The sequence below is a fragment of the Terasakiella sp. genome (genome assembly GCF_048267425.1).
Classification (GTDB): Bacteria; Pseudomonadota; Alphaproteobacteria; order Rhodospirillales; family Terasakiellaceae; genus Terasakiella.
This window is the reverse complement of record NZ_JBLWXN010000002.1, coordinates 302,304-321,664: the sequence shown is the minus strand read 5'-3', so window position 1 is coordinate 321,664 and position 19,361 is coordinate 302,304. Positions and strand designations below refer to the sequence as shown.

General features: G+C 49.5%; 12 protein-coding genes. 8 read left to right on the top strand and 4 right to left on the bottom strand.

Annotated features, from left to right (window positions below; translation table 11 throughout):
• The first annotated feature begins 68 nt into the window (after window positions 1-68).
• Window positions 69-383, top strand: a complete 315-nt coding sequence (locus tag ACN0VA_RS04675; protein WP_417820024.1) for a (2Fe-2S) ferredoxin domain-containing protein — start codon at window positions 69-71, stop codon at window positions 381-383.
• A 128-nt stretch (window positions 384-511) separates the two neighbouring features.
• Here the strand turns inward: ACN0VA_RS04675 and ACN0VA_RS04670 are convergent, their stop codons facing one another.
• From ACN0VA_RS04670 to ACN0VA_RS04660, 3 genes are read right to left on the bottom strand one after another with little or no spacing between them, the layout of a single operon-like run.
• Window positions 512-673: a hypothetical protein gene (locus tag ACN0VA_RS04670; protein ID WP_417820023.1), complete on the bottom strand. Its 162-nt coding sequence runs from the start codon at window positions 671-673 to the stop codon at window positions 512-514.
• A 1-nt stretch (window position 674) separates the two neighbouring features.
• On the bottom strand, window positions 675-941 hold the full coding sequence (locus ACN0VA_RS04665; RefSeq protein WP_417820022.1) for a hypothetical protein: 267 nt from the start codon (window positions 939-941) through the stop codon (window positions 675-677).
• Window positions 938-1,231 carry a hypothetical protein gene (locus ACN0VA_RS04660; protein ID WP_417820021.1) on the bottom strand — a complete coding sequence of 98 codons (294 nt, stop codon included), beginning with the start codon at window positions 1,229-1,231 and terminating at the stop codon, window positions 938-940. The genes ACN0VA_RS04665 and ACN0VA_RS04660 overlap by 4 nt, the downstream gene beginning before the upstream one ends.
• A gap of 69 nt (window positions 1,232-1,300) precedes the next feature.
• Here ACN0VA_RS04660 and queA point away from each other — a divergent pair, with 69 nt between their 5' ends.
• From queA to ACN0VA_RS04640, 4 genes are read left to right on the top strand one after another with little or no spacing between them, the layout of a single operon-like run.
• Entirely contained in the window at window positions 1,301-2,341 is a 1,041-nt protein-coding gene (gene queA, locus ACN0VA_RS04655; RefSeq protein ID WP_417820020.1) for a tRNA preQ1(34) S-adenosylmethionine ribosyltransferase-isomerase QueA, read from the top strand.
• 3 nt (window positions 2,342-2,344) lie between these two features.
• Window positions 2,345-3,478, top strand: coding sequence for a tRNA guanosine(34) transglycosylase Tgt (tgt, locus tag ACN0VA_RS04650; protein WP_417820019.1), 1,134 nt, complete (start codon window positions 2,345-2,347; stop codon window positions 3,476-3,478).
• Complete coding sequence (gene queF, locus ACN0VA_RS04645) at window positions 3,475-3,942, top strand: preQ(1) synthase (protein WP_417820018.1); 468 nt, start codon at window positions 3,475-3,477, stop codon at window positions 3,940-3,942. Before tgt ends, queF begins: the two co-directional genes overlap by 4 nt.
• A gap of 15 nt (window positions 3,943-3,957) precedes the next feature.
• The gene (locus tag ACN0VA_RS04640; RefSeq protein WP_417820017.1) at window positions 3,958-4,605 is read left to right on the top strand and encodes a glutathione S-transferase family protein; all 648 of its coding nucleotides are present in this window, start codon (window positions 3,958-3,960) and stop codon (window positions 4,603-4,605) included.
• Here the strand turns inward: ACN0VA_RS04640 and ACN0VA_RS04635 are convergent.
• Complete coding sequence (locus ACN0VA_RS04635) at window positions 4,602-5,612, bottom strand: zinc-dependent alcohol dehydrogenase family protein (RefSeq protein WP_417820015.1); 1,011 nt, start codon at window positions 5,610-5,612, stop codon at window positions 4,602-4,604. The genes ACN0VA_RS04640 and ACN0VA_RS04635 overlap by 4 nt on opposite strands.
• A gap of 99 nt (window positions 5,613-5,711) precedes the next feature.
• On the opposite strand from ACN0VA_RS04635, the gene ACN0VA_RS04630 reads away from it, so the two are divergent.
• The 3 genes from ACN0VA_RS04630 to ACN0VA_RS04620 all read left to right on the top strand — a co-directional run bounded on the left by ACN0VA_RS04630 (window position 5,712) and on the right by ACN0VA_RS04620 (window position 19,312).
• Window positions 5,712-6,062, top strand: coding sequence for an ArsC family reductase (locus ACN0VA_RS04630; RefSeq protein WP_417820014.1), 351 nt, complete (start codon window positions 5,712-5,714; stop codon window positions 6,060-6,062).
• Between the two features lie 29 nt (window positions 6,063-6,091).
• A complete protein-coding gene (locus ACN0VA_RS04625; protein WP_417820013.1) occupies window positions 6,092-7,744 on the top strand; it encodes a thiamine pyrophosphate-binding protein in 1,653 nt (550 codons plus the stop codon).
• 180 nt (window positions 7,745-7,924) lie between these two features.
• Window positions 7,925-19,312, top strand: a complete 11,388-nt coding sequence (locus ACN0VA_RS04620) for a cadherin-like domain-containing protein (protein ID WP_417820012.1) — start codon at window positions 7,925-7,927, stop codon at window positions 19,310-19,312.
• The last annotated feature ends 49 nt before the right edge of the window (window positions 19,313-19,361 follow it).

Below are 19,361 nucleotides of genomic sequence, written 5' to 3'. Positions count from 1 at the left end.
CGACTTGGCTTGTCGAGAAGAGTCAGCTATGAAAGGGGCCGACCTGTTTTTATGCGAAGGAAAAACCGATGCCCAAGCAATTTCGCTGTCACCTGTTCTGGTGTGGACACGAACGCGACGACCCAACAAAGCCGTCCTGTGCAAAGCGCGGTTCAATGGATATCGGGATGAAATTAAAACAGGCTATGCGTGATCGTGGTTTGCGCGAAGAAGTCGCCGTGACCAAGTCCGGTTGCCTCGGTCAATGTAGTGTCGGCCCGGCTATGATCGTTTATCCGGAAGGTGTCTGGTACAGCGTCCCAACCCTTGAAGACGCAATGGAAATTCTGGATAGCCATCTGGAAAAGGGCGAGATCGTCGAACGCCTGGTGATCAGGGATTAAGTCGCTTAATCTTAGCACTGGGTTCCCGCTTTCGCGGGAATGACAGGATGTTTCACCATCCTCGTCACCTTTGTCCTCCCCGTGAAAACGGGGACCCAGTGGTGTCCGTTTGCGCATACATGATTTTCTTATGCGGTGACGATCAAATCGGCGTTCAAGATTTCATCGATAACCTTATCCCATTCCTCAGTGCTGAGGGGCTTGTTCAGATCAATTACGGGGGCGTTTGCGGCTTCAATGATGATGTCAGCGTCTTCAAACAGGCCGGTGTTTAAGGTCAGGATCTTCATTTTAGAAACTCACCACTCTGTCGGCTTTGGCGATTAAGGCCCCGAGGTTCTGACACGGTGTTGTGCCCGGAATGTCGGGGATCAGGCTTTGGGGGCTAATTTCGGCCAATTCAAACATTTCGTGATTTTCCACTTTACCATTTATGGCTAAAGGGGCGTCTTTCATAAAGACGAAATCCACAGTGTTGTTGCGGATGGTTAAACCGGCGGCGACCCGAATGGCTTCGCGTACATCGCGGCGTGCCAGTACAAGGATGTGTTTGCTCATAGACTGATCACCTTGTCGGCCTTGGCGACCAACCCGCTGTGATGAAACTGACTGCCGAGATCGACGGGGCAATCAAGGCCATCCATATGATCTTTCCATGCCTCGGCACAGACGACGGCCTCAATACAGTTTGAGGCCACCAGATCACCAAAGGCATCGTCTTTTAAGGTTTTGACACCTTGCCCGGTGAAAAAACACCCCCAATCAAGGTCGGCACGCACGCAGGCCTCGCCCAACGGGGTGGCGATTGTGCCAGCATCGGCACTTGAAATTACAAGCAGCAGGTCCATTGTCTTTTAAATCGTTTTCGGTTAGTGTGCGCCGCCTTGATAGCACTATTCACACCAAAGGGGAACCGTATGAAAGTCGATGATTTCGACTTTGACCTGCCGCGCGACTCAATTGCGCAGCGTCCAGTCAGCCCGCGCGACGCGTCAAAACTTTTGCGCATCGATGCGGATTTAAGCGACCATATCTTTAAAGACCTTCCTGATTTATTGCGCGAAGGCGATCTTTTGGTGATCAATAATACCCGCGTGATCCCGGCGCGCCTGAAAGGCAAGCGTGGTGAGGCAAACGTGGAAGTCACCCTTCATAAGCATGAAGGTGACGGTACATGGATTGCCTTTGCCAAGGGCGCGAAGAAACTGAAACCGGGTCAAGTGATTACGTTTGATGACGATTTTAGCGCAGATGTGGTGGATAAAGACGGCGGCGAAGTGACATTGAAATTCAACTGCGCCGGTGCGGCCTTGATGGAAGCCCTGGAAGCTCACGGCGGCATGCCGCTGCCCCCTTATATCAAGCGCGAAGGTTTGGCGGACGAACGTGATAAATCCGATTACCAGACCATTTTTGCCAAGGAAGAAGGTGCGGTTGCGGCGCCAACCGCCGGATTGCATTTTACCCCGGATCTGTTTGAAAAACTGGAGGCCAAAGGCGTGCAAAAAGCTTACGTGACTTTGCATGTCGGTGCCGGGACATTTTTACCGGTTAAAGTGGATGATGTGAAAGACCACAAAATGCATGCCGAATTTGGTGTTGTCCCACAGGAAACGGTCGATTTGGTCAATCAGACACGGGCTAAAGGGGGGCGGGTGATTGCGGTTGGGACGACATCCTTGCGCCTGTTGGAAAGTGCGGCCCCTGAAGTTGGCAAACTGGCCGCATTCGAAGGGGATACCGATATTTTCATTACACCGGGATATGAATTTAAGATCGTTGATATGCTGACGACGAATTTCCATTTACCGCGCTCGACCCTTTTTATGCTGGTCAGTGCCTTTGCCGGGTTTGAGCGGATGAAAAAAGCCTATTCTTATGCGATTGAAAAAGGCTATCGTTTTTATTCTTATGGCGATGGTTCATTGTTGAGCCGCCATGACCAAATTGGTGATTGATAGATGACGGATACATTTAAGTTTGAATTGCTGGGCACCGATGGCAAAGCCCGTCGCGGGCGTGTTCATACCGCACATGGTGCGATTAACACGCCGGCCTTTATGCCGGTGGGCACGGCGGCAACTGTAAAGGCGATGATGCCAGAATCGGTGGCGGAAACAGGGGCGGAAATCCTGTTGGGCAATACCTATCATTTGATGTTGCGCCCCGGTGCTGAACGCATTGAAAAACTGGGTGGCCTGCACAAGTTTATGAATTGGGATAAACCGATTTTGACGGACAGTGGCGGCTTTCAGGTGATGAGTTTGGCACAGCTTCGTAAAATCACCGAAGAAGGTGTTCGTTTTCGTTCCCATATCGATGGGGCCTACTACGATCTGACACCGGAAAGTTCAACGGAAATTCAGCGCCAGCTTGATGCCGATATCACCATGTGTTTTGATGAATGTCCGGCCTTGCCGGCCCCGAAAGAACGGGTGAACGAAGCCATGCAGTTGTCCATGCGCTGGGCGCGACGCTCGCGGGAGGCCTTTACCCATCGTCCCGGCTATGGTCAATTTGGGATCGTACAGGGCGGTACGGAAAAAGATTTACGTGAAGAGTCCGTTGAAAAATTGACCGAGATTGGCTTTGAAGGTTATGCCATTGGCGGTTTGGCTGTGGGTGAAGGGCAGGAATTGATGTTTTCCACCCTTGATTTCACCACACCTGTGATGCCGACGGATAAGCCACGCTACCTGATGGGTGTGGGCAAGCCTGATGATTTAGTCGGGGCGGTTGCACGCGGTGTCGATATGTTTGACTGTGTGTTACCAAGCCGATCTGGGCGCACGGCAGAAGCGTGGACGCGGCGCGGTTCTGTCAATCTGCGCAATGCACGCCATAAAGATGATCCGCGTCCCTTGGATGAACACTGCACCTGTCCGTGTTGTAAAAATTATTCGCGTGCCTATCTGTACCACCTGACCAAAACCAAAGAAATTTTGGGCTTGATGCTGCTGACATGGCACAATTTGCATTACTATCAAGAATTAATGGCGGGCATGCGCAAAGCCATTGAAGAAGAAACATTTGATAAATTTGTCGTCGATTTCCACGCGTTGCGTGAACAAGGCGATATTGAGGCCTTACTATGAGTGATCAAACCATCTACGCCAACCTTGAACAACTCGGTTCTTCGACCGAAACCCCAACTAACCCGGATGAAGCCAAGCTGGAAGCGGTGAAAAACCCGCACCCGGGCACAGATTATCTGGTGCGTTTTACCTGCCCTGAATTTACATCACTTTGCCCGGTGACGGGCCAACCGGATTTTGCCCATATCGTTATTGATTATATTCCAGAAGATTTACTGGTGGAAAGTAAGTCTCTGAAAGTCTTTTTGACATCGTTCAGAAATCACGGTGACTTTCACGAAGCTTGTACGGTCGGGATTGCCAAACGTCTGGTCGATCTGTTGAAGCCAAAATGGTTGCGTATCGGTGGTTATTGGTACCCACGCGGTGGCATTCCGATTGACGTTTTTTGGCAAACAAGCGAAGCCCCCAAGGGGGTTTGGATTCCAGATCAAGATGTGCCCGGTTATCGTGGGCGAGGATAATAGGAAATAAATTTTATGTTAAAACTTTTTTATCTGCCGGATACGGCTTCACTCGCCCCGCATATTATTCTCAACCGTTTAGGCGTTGCCCATGAATTGATCCAGATGGGCAAGGATGACGGCAGCCTTGCGGACGAAGACTATCTGAAGATCAATCCCAATCGACGTGTGCCAACTTTGATTGATGGGGATCTGGTGTTGTTTGAATCGGCGGCAATTTGCCTGCATTTGGCTGATAGTGATCCCGATAGCGGCCTGATGCCGCCCTTAGGCAGTGCGAAGCGGGCAACAGCTTATAAATGGTTGGTCTTTATGACCAATTCCATTCAGGCCGATATGATGCTTTATTTTTATAAAGAACGTTTTTCAAAGACCGCGCAAGGGGCGGAAGAAGTCCGTGATGTTGCCATTGAACGTGTCAGCACATTTATGAGCCGCCTTGACGATGCCCTGTCGGATGGGCGCCCGTTTTTATGCGGTGGACAGAAAACCATCGTGGAAGATTATCTTCTGATGCTGGGACGCTGGTTTGTGCAAATGGGGCAGGAAGAAAAGCTGAAATCTATGGCCCATCTTTACGCGTTGTTGTGCGTTTTAGAAGAGGACCACTTTGTTCAACAGACTTATGATGTGGAAGGTTGCCAGCCCCTGTTTCGGTTCTAAAATTCTACACAGACTTTGCCGAAGTGCTGACCGCTTTCCAGATATTTAAACGCGCTCGGCACTTCTTTGAAGTTGAACGTCTGATCAATGACCGGCTTGATATTGTGTTTTTCCATGAAGGCGGTCATGCGTTCAAAGGCGGTTTTTGATCCGACGGTCACCCCTTGAATGCGGATGTTGCGCATCAAGATCATCGGCAAGGGGATGCTGGATGTATTGGCCCCTGTTAAAACACCGATCAGGCTGATATGCCCGCCGATCCGTGTGGCGCGAATGGATTGTTCCAACGTTTGTGCCCCACCCAATTCGATAATATGATCAGCGCCTTCGGACCAGACTTTCTTAACTTCTTGGCGCCAAACAGGGTGGTCGTAATAATTGACCGTGTAATCAGCGCCCAATTCTTTGGCGCGTTCCAGTTTTTTGTCACTGGATGATGTGATCAGAACTTGTGCGCCAGCCGCCTTGGCAAACAACAGGGCGAACAAGGCGACACCACCTGTGCCTTGAATAACCACGCAATCACTGGACGACAGTGCAGATTGTTCAAACAGGGCACTCCAGGCGGTCACGGCTGCGCATGGCAAGCTGGCGGCTTCAAGGTCGCTGAGGTAATCCGGGATGGGGACGCAGGCGTTTTCACTGACGACCATATATTCCCTGAGTGTCCCATCGTAGGCCCCACCCAAGGCCTGTGGGATGACAGAGGGGCGCGCCGGGCCATCTGTCCAATCAGGGAAAAAAATTGGACAGACACGTGCACCGACTTCGAACCTGTTGGTATTCGGCCCACATTCCACAACATATCCTGCGCCGTCGGAACAGGGGATCAAAGGGGTTTTGACTGTTTTGCCATAAGCGCCTGCGACCGTCACAAGGTCACGGTAGTTCAAGGAGGCTGCCGTCATTTTGACAAGGATCTGTCCGGGATTAAGCTTTGGTGCGGGAAGATCGACAAGATTAAGATTTTCAAGACCGAATGTCTTCTCGATTTGCCACGCTTTCATAAAAATTCTCTCTTTGTTGGATGGTTCAAAAAACTGCCTTGATTTAAACATGATTTGGCATAAATGTTGAAGCGTTCGTTTCAAGAAAATGGAAAGAAAATGATTAAACTGGTTGGTCTTAAAAATTGCGATACATGCCGTAAGGCAAAGAAATGGCTGGAAAATGAAGGGATTTCTTTTCAGTTCCACGATGTACGACAAGATGGTCTTGATCAAGATGATGTCACTGCATGGGCCGCGCAATTGGGATGGGAAGTGTTGTTGAACAAGCGTGGTACAACGTGGCGTAATCTGTCTGAGGATCAAAAAAATGATGTGGATGAGACCAAGGCCATTGCCTTGATCCTTGAAAATCCGGCATTAATGAAACGTCCGGTTTTCGTTTGTGAAAACGAAATTTCACTGGGTTTCAAGCAAGAACAAATCAACGAACTTCAAAAATACAAATAACTAAATTATGTTAGGTTAGGGAATAAAAAATGTCCAATCTCACTGGTGCGCAGCTGTTGGTCGAACAGCTTTCTTTGCATGGTTCCGATAAAATCTTTGGTGTCCCCGGCGAAAGCTATCTGGCGGTACTCGATGCCCTTTATGATGCCGATGGTCTGGATTTTATCACGTGCCGTCAAGAAGGCGGCGCAGCCATGATGGCAGAAGCTTATGGCAAACAAACCGGAAAACCCGGGATTTGTATGGTGACGCGCGGCCCCGGTGCAACCAACGCTTCTGCCGGTGTACATGTGGCGTTTCAGGATTCCACGCCGATGATCCTGTTTATTGGGCAAGTGGCCCGCGACATGATGGACCGGGAAGCTTTTCAGGAAATTGATTATCGCCGGATGTTCGGTCAAATGGCGAAATGGGTGGCCCAAATTGATGATGCGGACCGTATCCCTGAATATATCGCGCGTGCTTATCAAACAGCGGTGTCGGGTCGCCCCGGTCCCGTGGTACTGGCGTTACCGGAAGATATGCTGAGTGGCCCGGCAAAACGGGGGCCGGACCTTGCCCCTTATTGTGTGCCACAATCCTATCCTGCCCCGCAAGATATGGATCGTGTGAAAGATATGTTGAGAGCCGCAGAAAAACCTCTTCTAATCGTTGGTGGCGGGGGATGGTCCCGATCGGTTCAAGCTGATCTGGAGGCTTTTTGTCAACGTGAAAAATTACCTGTTGCGGCCTCTTTTCGCTGTCAGGATTATATCAATAACGATCTGGCCTGTTATGCGGGCCATGTTGGGATTGGGATTGATGCGAATTTGGCAAAATCCATTGATGACAGTGACTTGTTGATTGTTCTGGGCGCGCGTTTGGGCGAAATGACGACCAATGGTTACGAGGTTATCCAGCCACCGAAAACCAAGCAAAAATTAATCCATATCTATCCGCAGGCAGAAGAATTGGGCCGTGTCTACCAACCTGATCTGGCGATTGTTGCGACCATGTCTTCTTTTGTGAAGGCTTTGTCTGATTGTGCGTTTGATCAGCAATCCATATGGTCGCCTTGGCAATCTGAATTGCGTGTGAATTACGAAAAATTCAGCACCCTGCTCGCTCATCGTGGTGATGTTCAAATGTGCGATGTGGTTGCTTATATCCGTCAACAATTACCCGATAATACCACCATCACCAATGGTGCGGGGAATTATGCGATCTGGACCCATCGTTTTTTTGCCTATCGCGAATATGGCAACCAGCTTGCACCGACGTGTGGTTCTATGGGCTACGGTTTACCGGCGGCGATTGCAGCAGCAACCCTTGATCCTGAAAAAACGGTTGTCTGCATGGCGGGGGATGGTTGTTTTATGATGACCTGTCAGGAATTTGCTACGGCTGTTCAATATGGATTGAAGCTGATCGTAATTGTGGTCAATAACGGGAAATACGGCACAATCCGCATGCATCAGGAAAAACGTTTTCCGGCAAGAATATCGGGAACGACTCTGCAAAATCCGGATTTTTCTGCAATGGCAACGGCCTTTGGTGGATTCGGAGTCCGGGTGGAAAAGAACGAGGATTTTGCTACTGCATTTGAAGGTGCTCAAAATTTCGAAGGTCCGTCATTGATTGAAATTATTATTGATAATCAAGTGATTACGCCTTCTCAGACAATTGATGACCTACGTTGTTAACTTATAGGTTGATACCTATCGTTTTGAATAAAGTCGTCTAAGCTCAAACAAATGCCTTTGAGGCTTCTGGATATGCCTTTTTCATCATAATTGATTGCATTCTATCGTATTTTATAGTCAGGCAAATATGTCGTCCTGGAGAGGGTGTCTCCATGACGCTAACTGACATGGAGATTTACGATGGCTGACGATGATGTCAAAAAACCGGAAGACCAAGATGGTTCTGGCAACGATTCCGGCGTGACAACCGGTTCACAAGAAGATGCGACGGTTTTTGATGAGCTGACCTCGCTGCAGGATGTTGAGGATATAAACCTCGGTGGCCAGATGCAGGGCAAGGAAAACGCCGAAAGCGGAGCTGTCTATCAGGAAGACATGGGTTATATGGCTTCTGTCCACCAGGGTGGTTTTTCAACTGAGCAGGATGTTATTGACGGTATTCTTCCGGATGAAGACGATGCCTTCAAAAGCGACGAAGGCATCTATATCGACGATGAAGATAGTTTACGTGATCTGGGGGACAGTAACGGTGGCCCCCGTGATCGTCGTGAACTTGGGCAAAGACGCGAAGAAGTTGAGGATGATGAACAGGCCAGAGAACCGCGCGAACGCGCTGAAGCACCTGAGCTAGCCCCCGCAGACCCGAATGCCATTGACGGTTCTGTTGACACCCTCGATGTATTTGCCGCACCCATCGAAGATGACTTGATTGTTGAAGAAGAAGAAACTGCTCCGGTTGAAGAAGAAGACATTATTGAGGAAGAGCCTCTTACTCTACCGAAAGATTTTCTGGATAGTATTATTGGGCAGGACCCTGATGATCCCAATGGACAGCCCGGTCCGGAAAAACCGATCATTATCCGCGAAGAAGATATCATCAAGGCCATTGGTCCATTCGACGATATCGATATTGACGCTTTCTATGAAAATACCAGTTCCTATTTGGGGGATGGTACCAACGGAACGGAAGATGCCGCCCAAACATTGGCCGCCGGAATTAAGGAAGGTAATGAGGAAGGCGATGGTCGGATCGTTCTGGAATATGACGATAATGGCCTGCGTATTTGGAAAATTTATACGGGCTTTGAACAGCAAGATAGCGATATCGGCCTGAATGTAACCATTACACGCAATGGTCAAACAGCCACTGCATCTGACACTTTCTCTTGGGATGTGGATAACACGCTTGACGATGATAATGCAGCACTCGATTGGAATCAGACCGTAAATATCGATGTTTTGAGCAATGATACGCTTTATGATAATAACATCGATTTCGCTAATGGTGCCAAAGCAGATGCCGGTGTTATTACCAAAATTAATGGTCAAGATGCCGAAGTTGGTAAACCAATTGACCTGATTGTTGATGGCACCAAAGTCGCGACTTTGACCCTGAATGAAAACGGTACGATCAACTACGATCCCGAGATCCGTGAAGAAGCCAGTTATTCGTTTGAATATGAAGTCACCGATGATAACGGCGAAACGAAAACAGCCAGTGTCACGGTTGATGTGGATGGCAATGCGGCACCGGATGTCCGCGCCACGCATTTGCCCGGTGGAACAGAATATCAAGAATATACGCTGACTAAAGAACAACTACTCGCCAATGCAACGGACGCGGATGGCGATACACTTAGTATCACGTCTGTCACCGGGCGTGATGATGTGACCATCGTTGATAATGGCGATGGCACCTGGACAATTACGTCTGATGAAGAGGGATTGGAAGCCATCACCTTCACCGTGTCTGATGGTATCGAAGAAACAACTCAGACAACCACAATCAATTTCGCCGATGTGGATAATACGGCGAACGATGATGCGGCGAGCGTGGCGGAAGACAGCACGAAGACCATTAATGTACTTTCCAACGATCAGATTAGAGATGGCGGTGTTCTCAGCGATGTGTCTCAACCGGAAAACGGCGAAGTCACATTTGAATCTGATGGCACGGTGACTTACAAACCGAACCCGGATTTCCATGGAACGGAAACCTTCACTTATACGTTGACCGATGAAGATGGCGAGACGGTAACTGCCACCGTGATCATGACGGTGAGCCCGGAAAATGACATTCCTGTGTTAAATGCTATTCATTTACCAGACGGGACGGAATATCAGGAATATACAGTTACCGAAGAACAGCTCCTTGCTGCTGCGTCCGATGTGGATGGCGATGCGCTGAGCGTCACGGGTGTGTCCGGCAGTTCCAACCTCGTCGTAACAGATAACCACGACGGCACTTGGACGATTATCTCTGATGAAGAAGGTTTAGAGGCGATTACCTTCACGGTGTCTGATGGCACCGCTGAAGTTACTCAAACAACAGCGATTAAATTTGCTGACGTGGATAATACGGCCACTGATGATTCCGCGACTTTGGCGGAAGATGGCAGCAAAACCATCAATGTTATGTCCAATGATGATATTAATGATGGTGGTATCTTAAGCGGTGTCACCCAACCGGAAAATGGAACAGTTGCGTTTTCTGGAAACGGAACTGTTACCTATACACCACATCAGGATTTCAACGGGACCGATACCTTCACCTATACCATCACCGATGAAGACGGCGAGACGGTCACCGCGACCGTGACCATGACGGTTAATCCAGAGAATGATGATCCGATTGCGGTTGATGATATTACGGTCACTGAGGAAGATCAGGCCGTAACAATTGATCTGTTAGATAATGACAGTGACATTGATGGCGATAGCCTGAGCATTACACAAGTGGATGGTCAGGATATTGCAGCCGGTCAAACCATAACCTTGTCTGACGGGTCCGGTACGGTGACCTTGAATGCGGATGGGACGGTTAGTTTTGACCCGACCGATGATCTGAATGGGGATGTGAACTTTAGTTACACCATTTCTGACGGTCAGGGCGGGACAGATACTGCAACTGCTACGGTGACGATTGATGCGGTCAATGATGGTCCGGTTGCGACCGATGATAGCTTCAGCGGTAACGAAGATACGACCATTACCTTTAGTGCCACTGATTTGTTAGGCAATGATAGCGATGTGGATAGCACTGGATTGTCTATCGCCCAGATCAACGGGGTCAGTCTGGATAACTTCCCGGCGGAAGGTATGGATCTTGGCAATGGAACGCTGACATTTAACAGTGCGGATAATACCTTTAGCTTCGCCCCGACCGAAGATTGGAGCGGGACAGAAACCTTGAGTTATACCGTAACTGATGGTGACGGTGGATCTGCACAGGCCAATATCGCATTGAACGTGGATGGTGTTGCCGATACGCCTGATCTTGCGGTTTCATTGGTTGAAAGCGGTCATACGGGTGACAGCGTCACGGTGACCTTCCAAGATACGAATGCCGGATATCACAATACCTATGGGTATTATATTCTGGATGAAAACGGTGAGCCGAGCACAGGGCAAATTATCTTTGCCGACCTGCATGATCAAAGTCAGGGCGATAGCTTTGTTTTGGACGGGGTTGATCAGGACCGTGTTGGTTTCTTCCTATTGTCTGATGGCGATGGTGAAAACACAGGCCTGAGCAATGGCATGGATGTGACTTTCCAACAGGATGCTGCCGGGAATTGGCAGGTTGTTGCGGATGGGAACGTCCTTGAACATGACAATAACGGTGGCCTGTATTTCAGTGATGAAGAGTTCAATGCGGATGATCTGGATCATTCGTTTGATGATAGCGATGTCATTGGAACGCAAAACTGGGAAGATCAGGCCAGCCAGTATGGCGGTAATGATTTTGATTTTAATGATGCATCGTTCAATGTGGACTGGGATACGTCAAATTCCGAAACCACATATGATGTCAATATTTCGGCCGCGATCACTGATGATGATCTTTCTGAAAGCCTGACTGTAACGATTGAAGATTTCCCAGAAGGCGCGACCTTTAATATGGGTGAAATCGTTGACGGAACGTTGGTCATCAGCGGAGATGATCTGAACCGTCTGGAAGATTTGACCATGACGGTGACAGGTGATGTTGCGGACTTCCAAATCAATGTGACGGCGACAGCGACAGAACCGAATGGATCAACAGCCAGCACATCGCTGACAGTCAGTTCCAGCTTTGATCCGGATGCGATTGATGACACGGGTTCCGTGACAGAAGGTCAAAGCATTACGATGGATGTGGTTGCCAATGATGTCGCGGGTGACAGTGAAAGCCTGAATATTGTTGAAATTAATGGGCAGTCTGTTGAAGCCGGTGATAGCGTGAATGTTAATCACGGTACGGTGACATTGAACGAAGATGGCTCCATTACCTTTGCTGCCGATAATGGCTACGAAGGGCCTGCTGATTTCACTTATACGGTTTCTGATGGGCAGGGTACAGATACGGCCACGGTCAATCTGGACATTACCGATGGGAATATTGCCCCGGTTGCCGGTGATGACACAGCAACCACGAATGAAGATACATCTGTTGTGATTGATCTGCTGGATAATGACAGCGATGCCAATAATGATGCACTGAGCATTACCCAGATCGATGGTCAGGACGTGAATGTCGGTGAAACGATAACGCTGTCGGATGGGTCAGGTCAGGTAACGCTGAATAATGATGGGACGGTTACGTTTGATCCAAGCGATAATCTGAACGGTGACGTCAGTTTCGATTACACCATCCGTGATCCGGAAGGCATGAGCGATACGGCAACCGTCACGGTTGATATTGATGCCGTTAATGACGGCCCGGTTGCAGGTGCCGATAATGCCCAAACGTTGGAAGATAACGCGGTTACTTTCAACCCATTGGGCAATGACAGTGATGTGGACGGCGATAGTCTGAGTATTACCCAGATTAATGGCCAGAACATTGAGGCTGGCGGCAGTGTCGAATTGGATAACGGAACCCTGACGTTGAATGAAGACGGCACGGTTACCTTTAACCCAGAGCAACATTATGCTGGCACGCAGGATTTCACCTATACGGTTTCTGATGGTCAGGGTGGTGTGGCAACGGCGACGGCAACAGTTGATGTTGAAGCCGACGCGGATGCACCTGTGATTTCCATTAATATCGGGGCACCGGAAGCTGTCAGTGATGATGGTGCGGTTGCCGGTGGTAGTGTCAGCGGTGACGATGTGGCATCCGGTTCTGTTCAAGGTGTGACAATCTCGGGCTTTGATTCAGAAGGGAACCCGGCGGCGGTTGAACAAGTGACTAATGGTCACGGGGGCGGCATTGGTGTTGCAGCCCATACAACAGGATCGAAAGACCTGTTGGGTTATGACAGCAAAGAAGGTGCAAGCGAGAGCCTCGTCTTTGAATTTGACGAAGATGTAAACAATGTCAGCTTCAACGTTGAACAATTCGGTGAAGGCGGCAATGGGGCGAATGCAAGCTTCGAACAGGGGATCTGGGAAGCCTATGACAATGGTGAACTGGTTGCCAGTGGTACATTCGATGGTCGTGGTTTGAACAATGCCGATGATACGGCCAGCGTGTCTATCAACGGTGTGACCTTCGATAAGCTGGTTGTAAAAGCAGATACGACCATTAATGCGGACGGATCAACAGCAGCCGGAGACAGCGATTTCGCAATTGATAATCTTGAATTTACCTATGCCGATGCATCTGGGGAAGTCGCTTATTACGACTATCCGTTGGATGTGTCTGCTGAACTGGTGGATCAGGATGGATCGGAAAGCCTGTCCGATGTGACCTTGAGTGGCTTGCCTGAAGGGGCTGTTCTGACACAAAACGGTGTCGAAATTACAATTACGGATGGAAGTGCAACAGTCTCTGTCGATAATCTTGATGGATTGTCTTTGCGCGTTCCAGCCGATGCGGAAGATTTCAGTATTGATGCTTCTGTGACCTCAACCGATAGCAATGGTGATCAGGCAACATCAACGGCAAGTGATACGGCTGAAGTTCCTGATATCGATATCAACAATGGCCCGGATGCTGTTGCAGATAACTTAAGTGGTTCAGAAGACCAGCCGATTACGTTTACTGCTGGTGATCTGTTGAGCAATGACAGTGATGTGGATGGCGATAGCCTGAGTATTGTCAGTTTTGATCAACCGGAATTCGGTACGATTACAGATGATGGCAACGGCAACTTTACATTCACACCGAATGAAAACTGGAATGGTCAAACTGACTTTACCTATACGATCTCTGATGGTCAGGGTGGGACAGATACGGCCACCGTTTCCATTACGGTTGATGGCGTAAATGATGGCCCGGTCGCGACACATGATGAAGCTGATACGTTGGAAGATAACGCAGTCACCTTCAATCCGTTGGGTAATGACAGCGATGTTGAAGGCGATAGCCTGAGCATTACGCAAATTAACGGTCAGGATATCGAAGTTGGCGGCAGTGTCGATGTGGGCAATGGTTCCGTCACCTTGAATGCGGACGGAACCGTGACCTTTAACCCGGATGGGAATTATGCGGGGTCACAATCCTTTGAATATACCGTTTCTGATGGTCAGGGCGGTACAAGTACCGGGACTGCAAATGTCGATGTGGAAGCCGATGCAGATGTTCCTGACTTAAGTGTTTCTGTCGGTGAAGGTGTTACGCAAACAACAGGTGGTGAGCCGGTTGATGTGCTGATCAATTCCGAAAATGCGACCAGCACAGGCGGTGGCTTTACAGTTACAGCACGCACAGTTGATGAAAACGGTAATCTGGAAGATACGGATATTGCCTATAACAATAATCCGGTTGGTTTCGGTGTTGCCGGTGCGTCTTCCGGTGCGGCGTCTGAAATCGGATATGACAATACGCATCAGGCATCCGAAGAACTGGTCTTTGATTTCGATCACGATGTATCTTCTGTTGATGTTTCCGTTTCCTGGTTGCATGGCGGTGAAGATGCGATCTACACCATGTATAAAGATGGTGTGGAAGTCGGTCGTGGCATGATTGACGGTGGTTCTGATCGTGTTGATCCAGCCATTAGCTTGACGGCAGATGGCGGTGTTGATTTTGATCAGATTGTCTTTAGTGCCGAAGGCAGTGGCGATGACTATCTGATCCATTCTTTGGAATTTGAAGTATCCGATGGTGGGGAAACCACAACGACCTATCCATTGAACATTACATCTGGTCTGAACGATACGGATGGTTCGGAAAGTCTGAGCCTGAGTGTGGATGGCCTGCCTGATGGTGCGGTTCTGTCTGCCGGAACGCAAAATGAAGACGGTAGCTGGACACTGTCCGCCGATGATTTGGAAGGTTTGACGGTTACTGTTCCGGGGACTGGCGAAGACTTTACGGTTGAAGTCTCTGCAACCGCGACAGAAAGCTCAAACGGTGATTCTGAAACTGTAACAGCCAGTGCAAACGTGGTTGCCAATCAGGCACCAGAGGCCGGGGATGACACAGGGTCAACAACGGAAGATCACAGTGTTGTTCTGGACCTGACAGCCAATGACAGCGATGCCAATAATGATGAACTGAGTGTGACACAAATTAACGGTCAGGACATCGAAGTTGGCGGCAGTGTTGATGTCGGTAATGGTCATGTTACCCTCAATGAAGACGGAACTGTGACCTTTAACCCGGATGGTGATTTTGCGGGAACGCAGGACTTCACTTATACCGTATCCGATGGACAGGGTGAAACCAGCACCGCAACTGCTTCTGTTGATATTGAGGCCGTTGCGGATATGCCGGAACTCAGCCTTGAAATCGGTGAAGGTAATACTGTTACCTTGGGTGCCTCTGAAGGGGAAAGCTCTACCATCTTTACAACGACCTTTGGTCAAACGGATGGCGGGTTCTATACTTCGCCTGTCGATGGCTGGAACACATCTTCCGATGCAATTGAGGTCTGGGACACGGACGGGGACGGTTCTTATATCGAACTGAACGATGACAACCGTGACCATTATGCAGATGCCACGAGTATTAACCGGACGGTAGATACGGTCGAAGACGCGACTTACACGGTTGATTTCGATTATTCTGGTCGTGCGGGTTATGATGAAACCGTCAACGCCATCGAAGTTCGTGTCAATGGGGTTGTGGTTGCCGAGTTCAACCATGATAACGCCAATGGCAATGATAACGACTGGCAGGATGGCTCCTTCACCTTCACAGGAACGGGCGAGCCGATGACAATTGAATTTGTCAGTGTTGGCGAGGCGATCGATTATGGTCGTGGCATGTATCTGGATAACATTGAAGCCGTTCAAACCCTGCCGGATAATGCGGGTGAGGAATTTGTCGAATACCCGCTGAATCTCAGCACCAATTTGACAGATACCGACGGTTCAGAAAGCTTGTCGGCTGTGACCTTGTCCGGCTTGCCGGAAGGGGCTGTGGTTCTGGTTGATGGTCAGGAAGTCACGGTCAGCAATGGTACGGCGTCTATTGCCAGTAACAATCTGGATGATGTGGTTCTGCGTGTGCCGGCGGATCAAACCGACTTTGATCTGTCTGCAAGCGTCACATCTACTGAAAGCTCCAATGATGATAGTGCAACCGCAACCGTAACCGCTAGCGTAAATACCAACAGCGCACCTGTTCTCAGTGATGACAGTGCGGTGACGAACGAAGATACCAGTGTGGTGCTGGATCTGGTTGCCAATGACAATGATGCTGATAACGACACATTGACGATTACCCATATTAACGGGGAAGAAATCAGTGTGGGCGGACAGGTCGATGTTGGTAATGGAACCGTGACGCTGGAAGCTGATGGGACGGTGACCTTTACACCAAAAGGCGATTATGCCGGGGCACAAAGTTTTGAATATACGGTGTCTGATGGCGAAGGTCATAGTGCAACAGCAACAGCGGATATTGATGTTGAGGCCGTTGCAGATGCACCGGAATTGACGGTTAATCTGGGCGAAGGCCAACTGGTTGGGGGTGAGAGCTCCGGTGGTGCAGGTGATAGCACTGGCGGTGGATCCGCTTCCTATGACAATACAATCACAGGAACAACCGACAATGACTACAACATTGTTGGAACCAATGATGATGACTATATCGACGCCTCTCATGGCAATGACAGGGTCTATGCCGGTCACGGTGATGATTACATTGACGGCAATACCGGAGATGATGTCCTTTATGCAGATAAAGGGGACGATACGGTCATTGGCGGACATGGCAATGACTACCTATCCGGCGATCAAGGCGATGATTATCTGGATGGCGGAACGGGCCATGACCGTATTTACGGTGGGTCCGGTGATGACACCATCATCGGGGATCATGGCAACGATACACTGTTTGGTGGATCGGGCGATGATACGATTTCTGCCGGTACGGGCAATGATTATGTCTCCGGTGAAGATGGTGACGATATCATCGATACGGATAGCGGCAATGACGTGATCTATGGCGGCAGTGGTGATGATACGATCACTGCCGGTATGGGGAACGATTACATTAATGGTCAGGGCGGTAACGATACGCTGGTCCTGAGCGGGAATTCCAGTGAATATGCCATCAATGCTTATGGTGGCGGCTATCTGGTCACCCATTACGGCAGTGACGGAACGGACTACATCGAAGGTGTCGAAGAACTGCAATTTGCTGATGGTACAATTGATGTCACTGATTTTGCCAATGGCGGTTCTGTTTCTGACAGCTCCGGTGGTGGTGACAGTACAGGCGGTGGATCCAGTGGTGATGCCTATATGGAATATCCGCTTGATATCACGGTTGACGAAACTGATGTAGACGGGTCGGAAACATTGTCGGCTGTGACCTTATCTGGCCTGCCCGATGGTGCGGTTCTGTTGCTGGATGGTCAGGCTGTTTCCATTACGAACGGGACGGCAACCTTGTCCAGTGATGATCTGGATAACTTGACCCTGCGTGTCCCCAGTGATGCAGGCAGCTTTGAATTGACAGCTTCTGTTACTTCAACTGACGGGGATGACAGCGCAACAACCACCGTGAATACAGCGGTGGGCAATGACGCACCTGTTGCCAATAATGATTATGCAACGACGAACGAAGACACTGCAATTGTTCTGGATCTGGTTGATAACGACACGGATACAGGCAGTGATAGTCTGAGCATCACACAAATTGACGGTGTTGATATCTCCATTGGTGATACGGTCAATGTTGGTAATGGGACGGTCACGCTGAATGCAGATGGTTCGATCAACTTTATGCCATCTGATGATTTCAGCGGGGAAGTCAATTTCGATTACACCGTTTCTGATGGTCAGGGTGCGAGCGATACCGCCACGGCATCTATTGATGTTGCGGGTGTTGCTGATGGGGCCGAGGTCAGTGTCAATATCGGTGAGGGCAGCATTCAAAATGGTGCAGCTCAATCCGGGACGATTTCGCCCAGCAACTGGGATGATGCCAATGATGGTATCAGTGTTACCGGTTATACCTATGACAGTAGCGGTGGTTGGCATTCCAGTGCGGATCATATTCAGGAAACGCATGGCGGTCTTGGTGTTGCAGACAGCAGTGGTGGCAAAGAGATTACAGACGGTGAAAATATTACCTTCACCTTTGAGAATGATCTCAGCCAAGCCACTGTGAATTTGAGCGGTCTGAAATCACAAGAACAAGCCGATTACACCTTGTTGGATGATAATGGGCATGTTGTTGGTTGCGGGACGATTTATGGTTCCGGTGACGGTGAAATTTCTGCGACCTTAACGGGCAACAGTGAATTCTCACAAATCGTGATCACGGGTGAACATAAAACCAATAACTACTGCAAAACGTCCAAGTTTGTGATCGACTCTGTGGATTACACGCCGGCTGCTGCTGCCGCAGTTATGGCTTATCCGGTGACCTTCGCACTCAGCATGAACGATGCCAGCGAAAGCCTGCTGGGGGATGAATTGAGTGTGGATCTGTCAACGATCCCGCATGGTTCTGAACTCAGCATCGGGGATGCAACGGTCAGTATTGATCAAAATGGTAGCATCTCGGTAACCGGCGGGGATGACGTCAGTGTTGACGGTTCAACCTTGAAAATCCCGAGTGCCACATTGGGTGAAGACCTGAGCGTCAGTGGAACTGTGACGGTTCCGGTTGATGAAAACGGTCATCACGATAGTTTCGATCTGACAGCCAGCGTTCACACAGTGGACGGCATGGATGTCAGCATTGAAAATATTGATGCTGATGTTGCCGGTACCTACAGTGATGAAATCGGTACCGATGGCAATGATATCCTGTATGCCGATGATAACGGGGCGCAGTTGGCCGGTGGCGATGGCAATGACATTCTGGTCGATGGTGACGGGGATGACGTTATGATCGGCGGCGACGGCAATGACACATTCTACGTCAGTGACGGCGAAGATGTTATGAGCGGTGGCGACGGTAATGATCTCTTTATCTTTAGCGGAAGCGCCGACAGTGGGACCAGCGGTCAGGATTGGGTTGATGGCGGTGCCGATTTCGATACGATCCATCTCAGCGGTTCGGAAGGTTGGACATTGACCATTACCAACGACGATGGTTCGCAGGATGTTATTTCTTCGGACTCCGCAACCGCCGAACAGATGGCAGATTACCACGATGTATCCGGTCTGACAGGTCAGATCGAATTCGACGATGGTTCTACGGTCATCTTCGAAGGGGTGGAAAAAGTCGAGTGGTAAGCCTCTTGGCAATTCAGAAAAAAGGCTGCGGTGTCAAACCCGCAGCTTT

Bases quoted from the DNA above. Each gene is read 5' to 3' on its own strand.
- ACN0VA_RS04675 (WP_417820024.1), top strand. From the start codon at position 69: ATGCCCAAGCAATTTCGCTGTCACCTGTTCTGGTGTGGACACGAACGC.
- ACN0VA_RS04670 (WP_417820023.1), bottom strand. From the start codon at position 673: ATGAAGATCCTGACCTTAAACACCGGCCTGTTTGAAGACGCTGACATC.
- ACN0VA_RS04665 (WP_417820022.1), bottom strand. From the start codon at position 941: ATGAGCAAACACATCCTTGTACTGGCACGCCGCGATGTACGCGAAGCC.
- ACN0VA_RS04660 (WP_417820021.1), bottom strand. From the start codon at position 1,231: ATGGACCTGCTGCTTGTAATTTCAAGTGCCGATGCTGGCACAATCGCC.
- queA (WP_417820020.1), top strand. From the start codon at position 1,301: ATGAAAGTCGATGATTTCGACTTTGACCTGCCGCGCGACTCAATTGCG.
- tgt (WP_417820019.1), top strand. From the start codon at position 2,345: ATGACGGATACATTTAAGTTTGAATTGCTGGGCACCGATGGCAAAGCC.
- queF (WP_417820018.1), top strand. From the start codon at position 3,475: ATGAGTGATCAAACCATCTACGCCAACCTTGAACAACTCGGTTCTTCG.
- ACN0VA_RS04640 (WP_417820017.1), top strand. From the start codon at position 3,958: ATGTTAAAACTTTTTTATCTGCCGGATACGGCTTCACTCGCCCCGCAT.
- ACN0VA_RS04635 (WP_417820015.1), bottom strand. From the start codon at position 5,612: ATGAAAGCGTGGCAAATCGAGAAGACATTCGGTCTTGAAAATCTTAAT.
- ACN0VA_RS04630 (WP_417820014.1), top strand. From the start codon at position 5,712: ATGATTAAACTGGTTGGTCTTAAAAATTGCGATACATGCCGTAAGGCA.
- ACN0VA_RS04625 (WP_417820013.1), top strand. From the start codon at position 6,092: ATGTCCAATCTCACTGGTGCGCAGCTGTTGGTCGAACAGCTTTCTTTG.
- ACN0VA_RS04620 (WP_417820012.1), top strand. From the start codon at position 7,925: ATGGCTGACGATGATGTCAAAAAACCGGAAGACCAAGATGGTTCTGGC.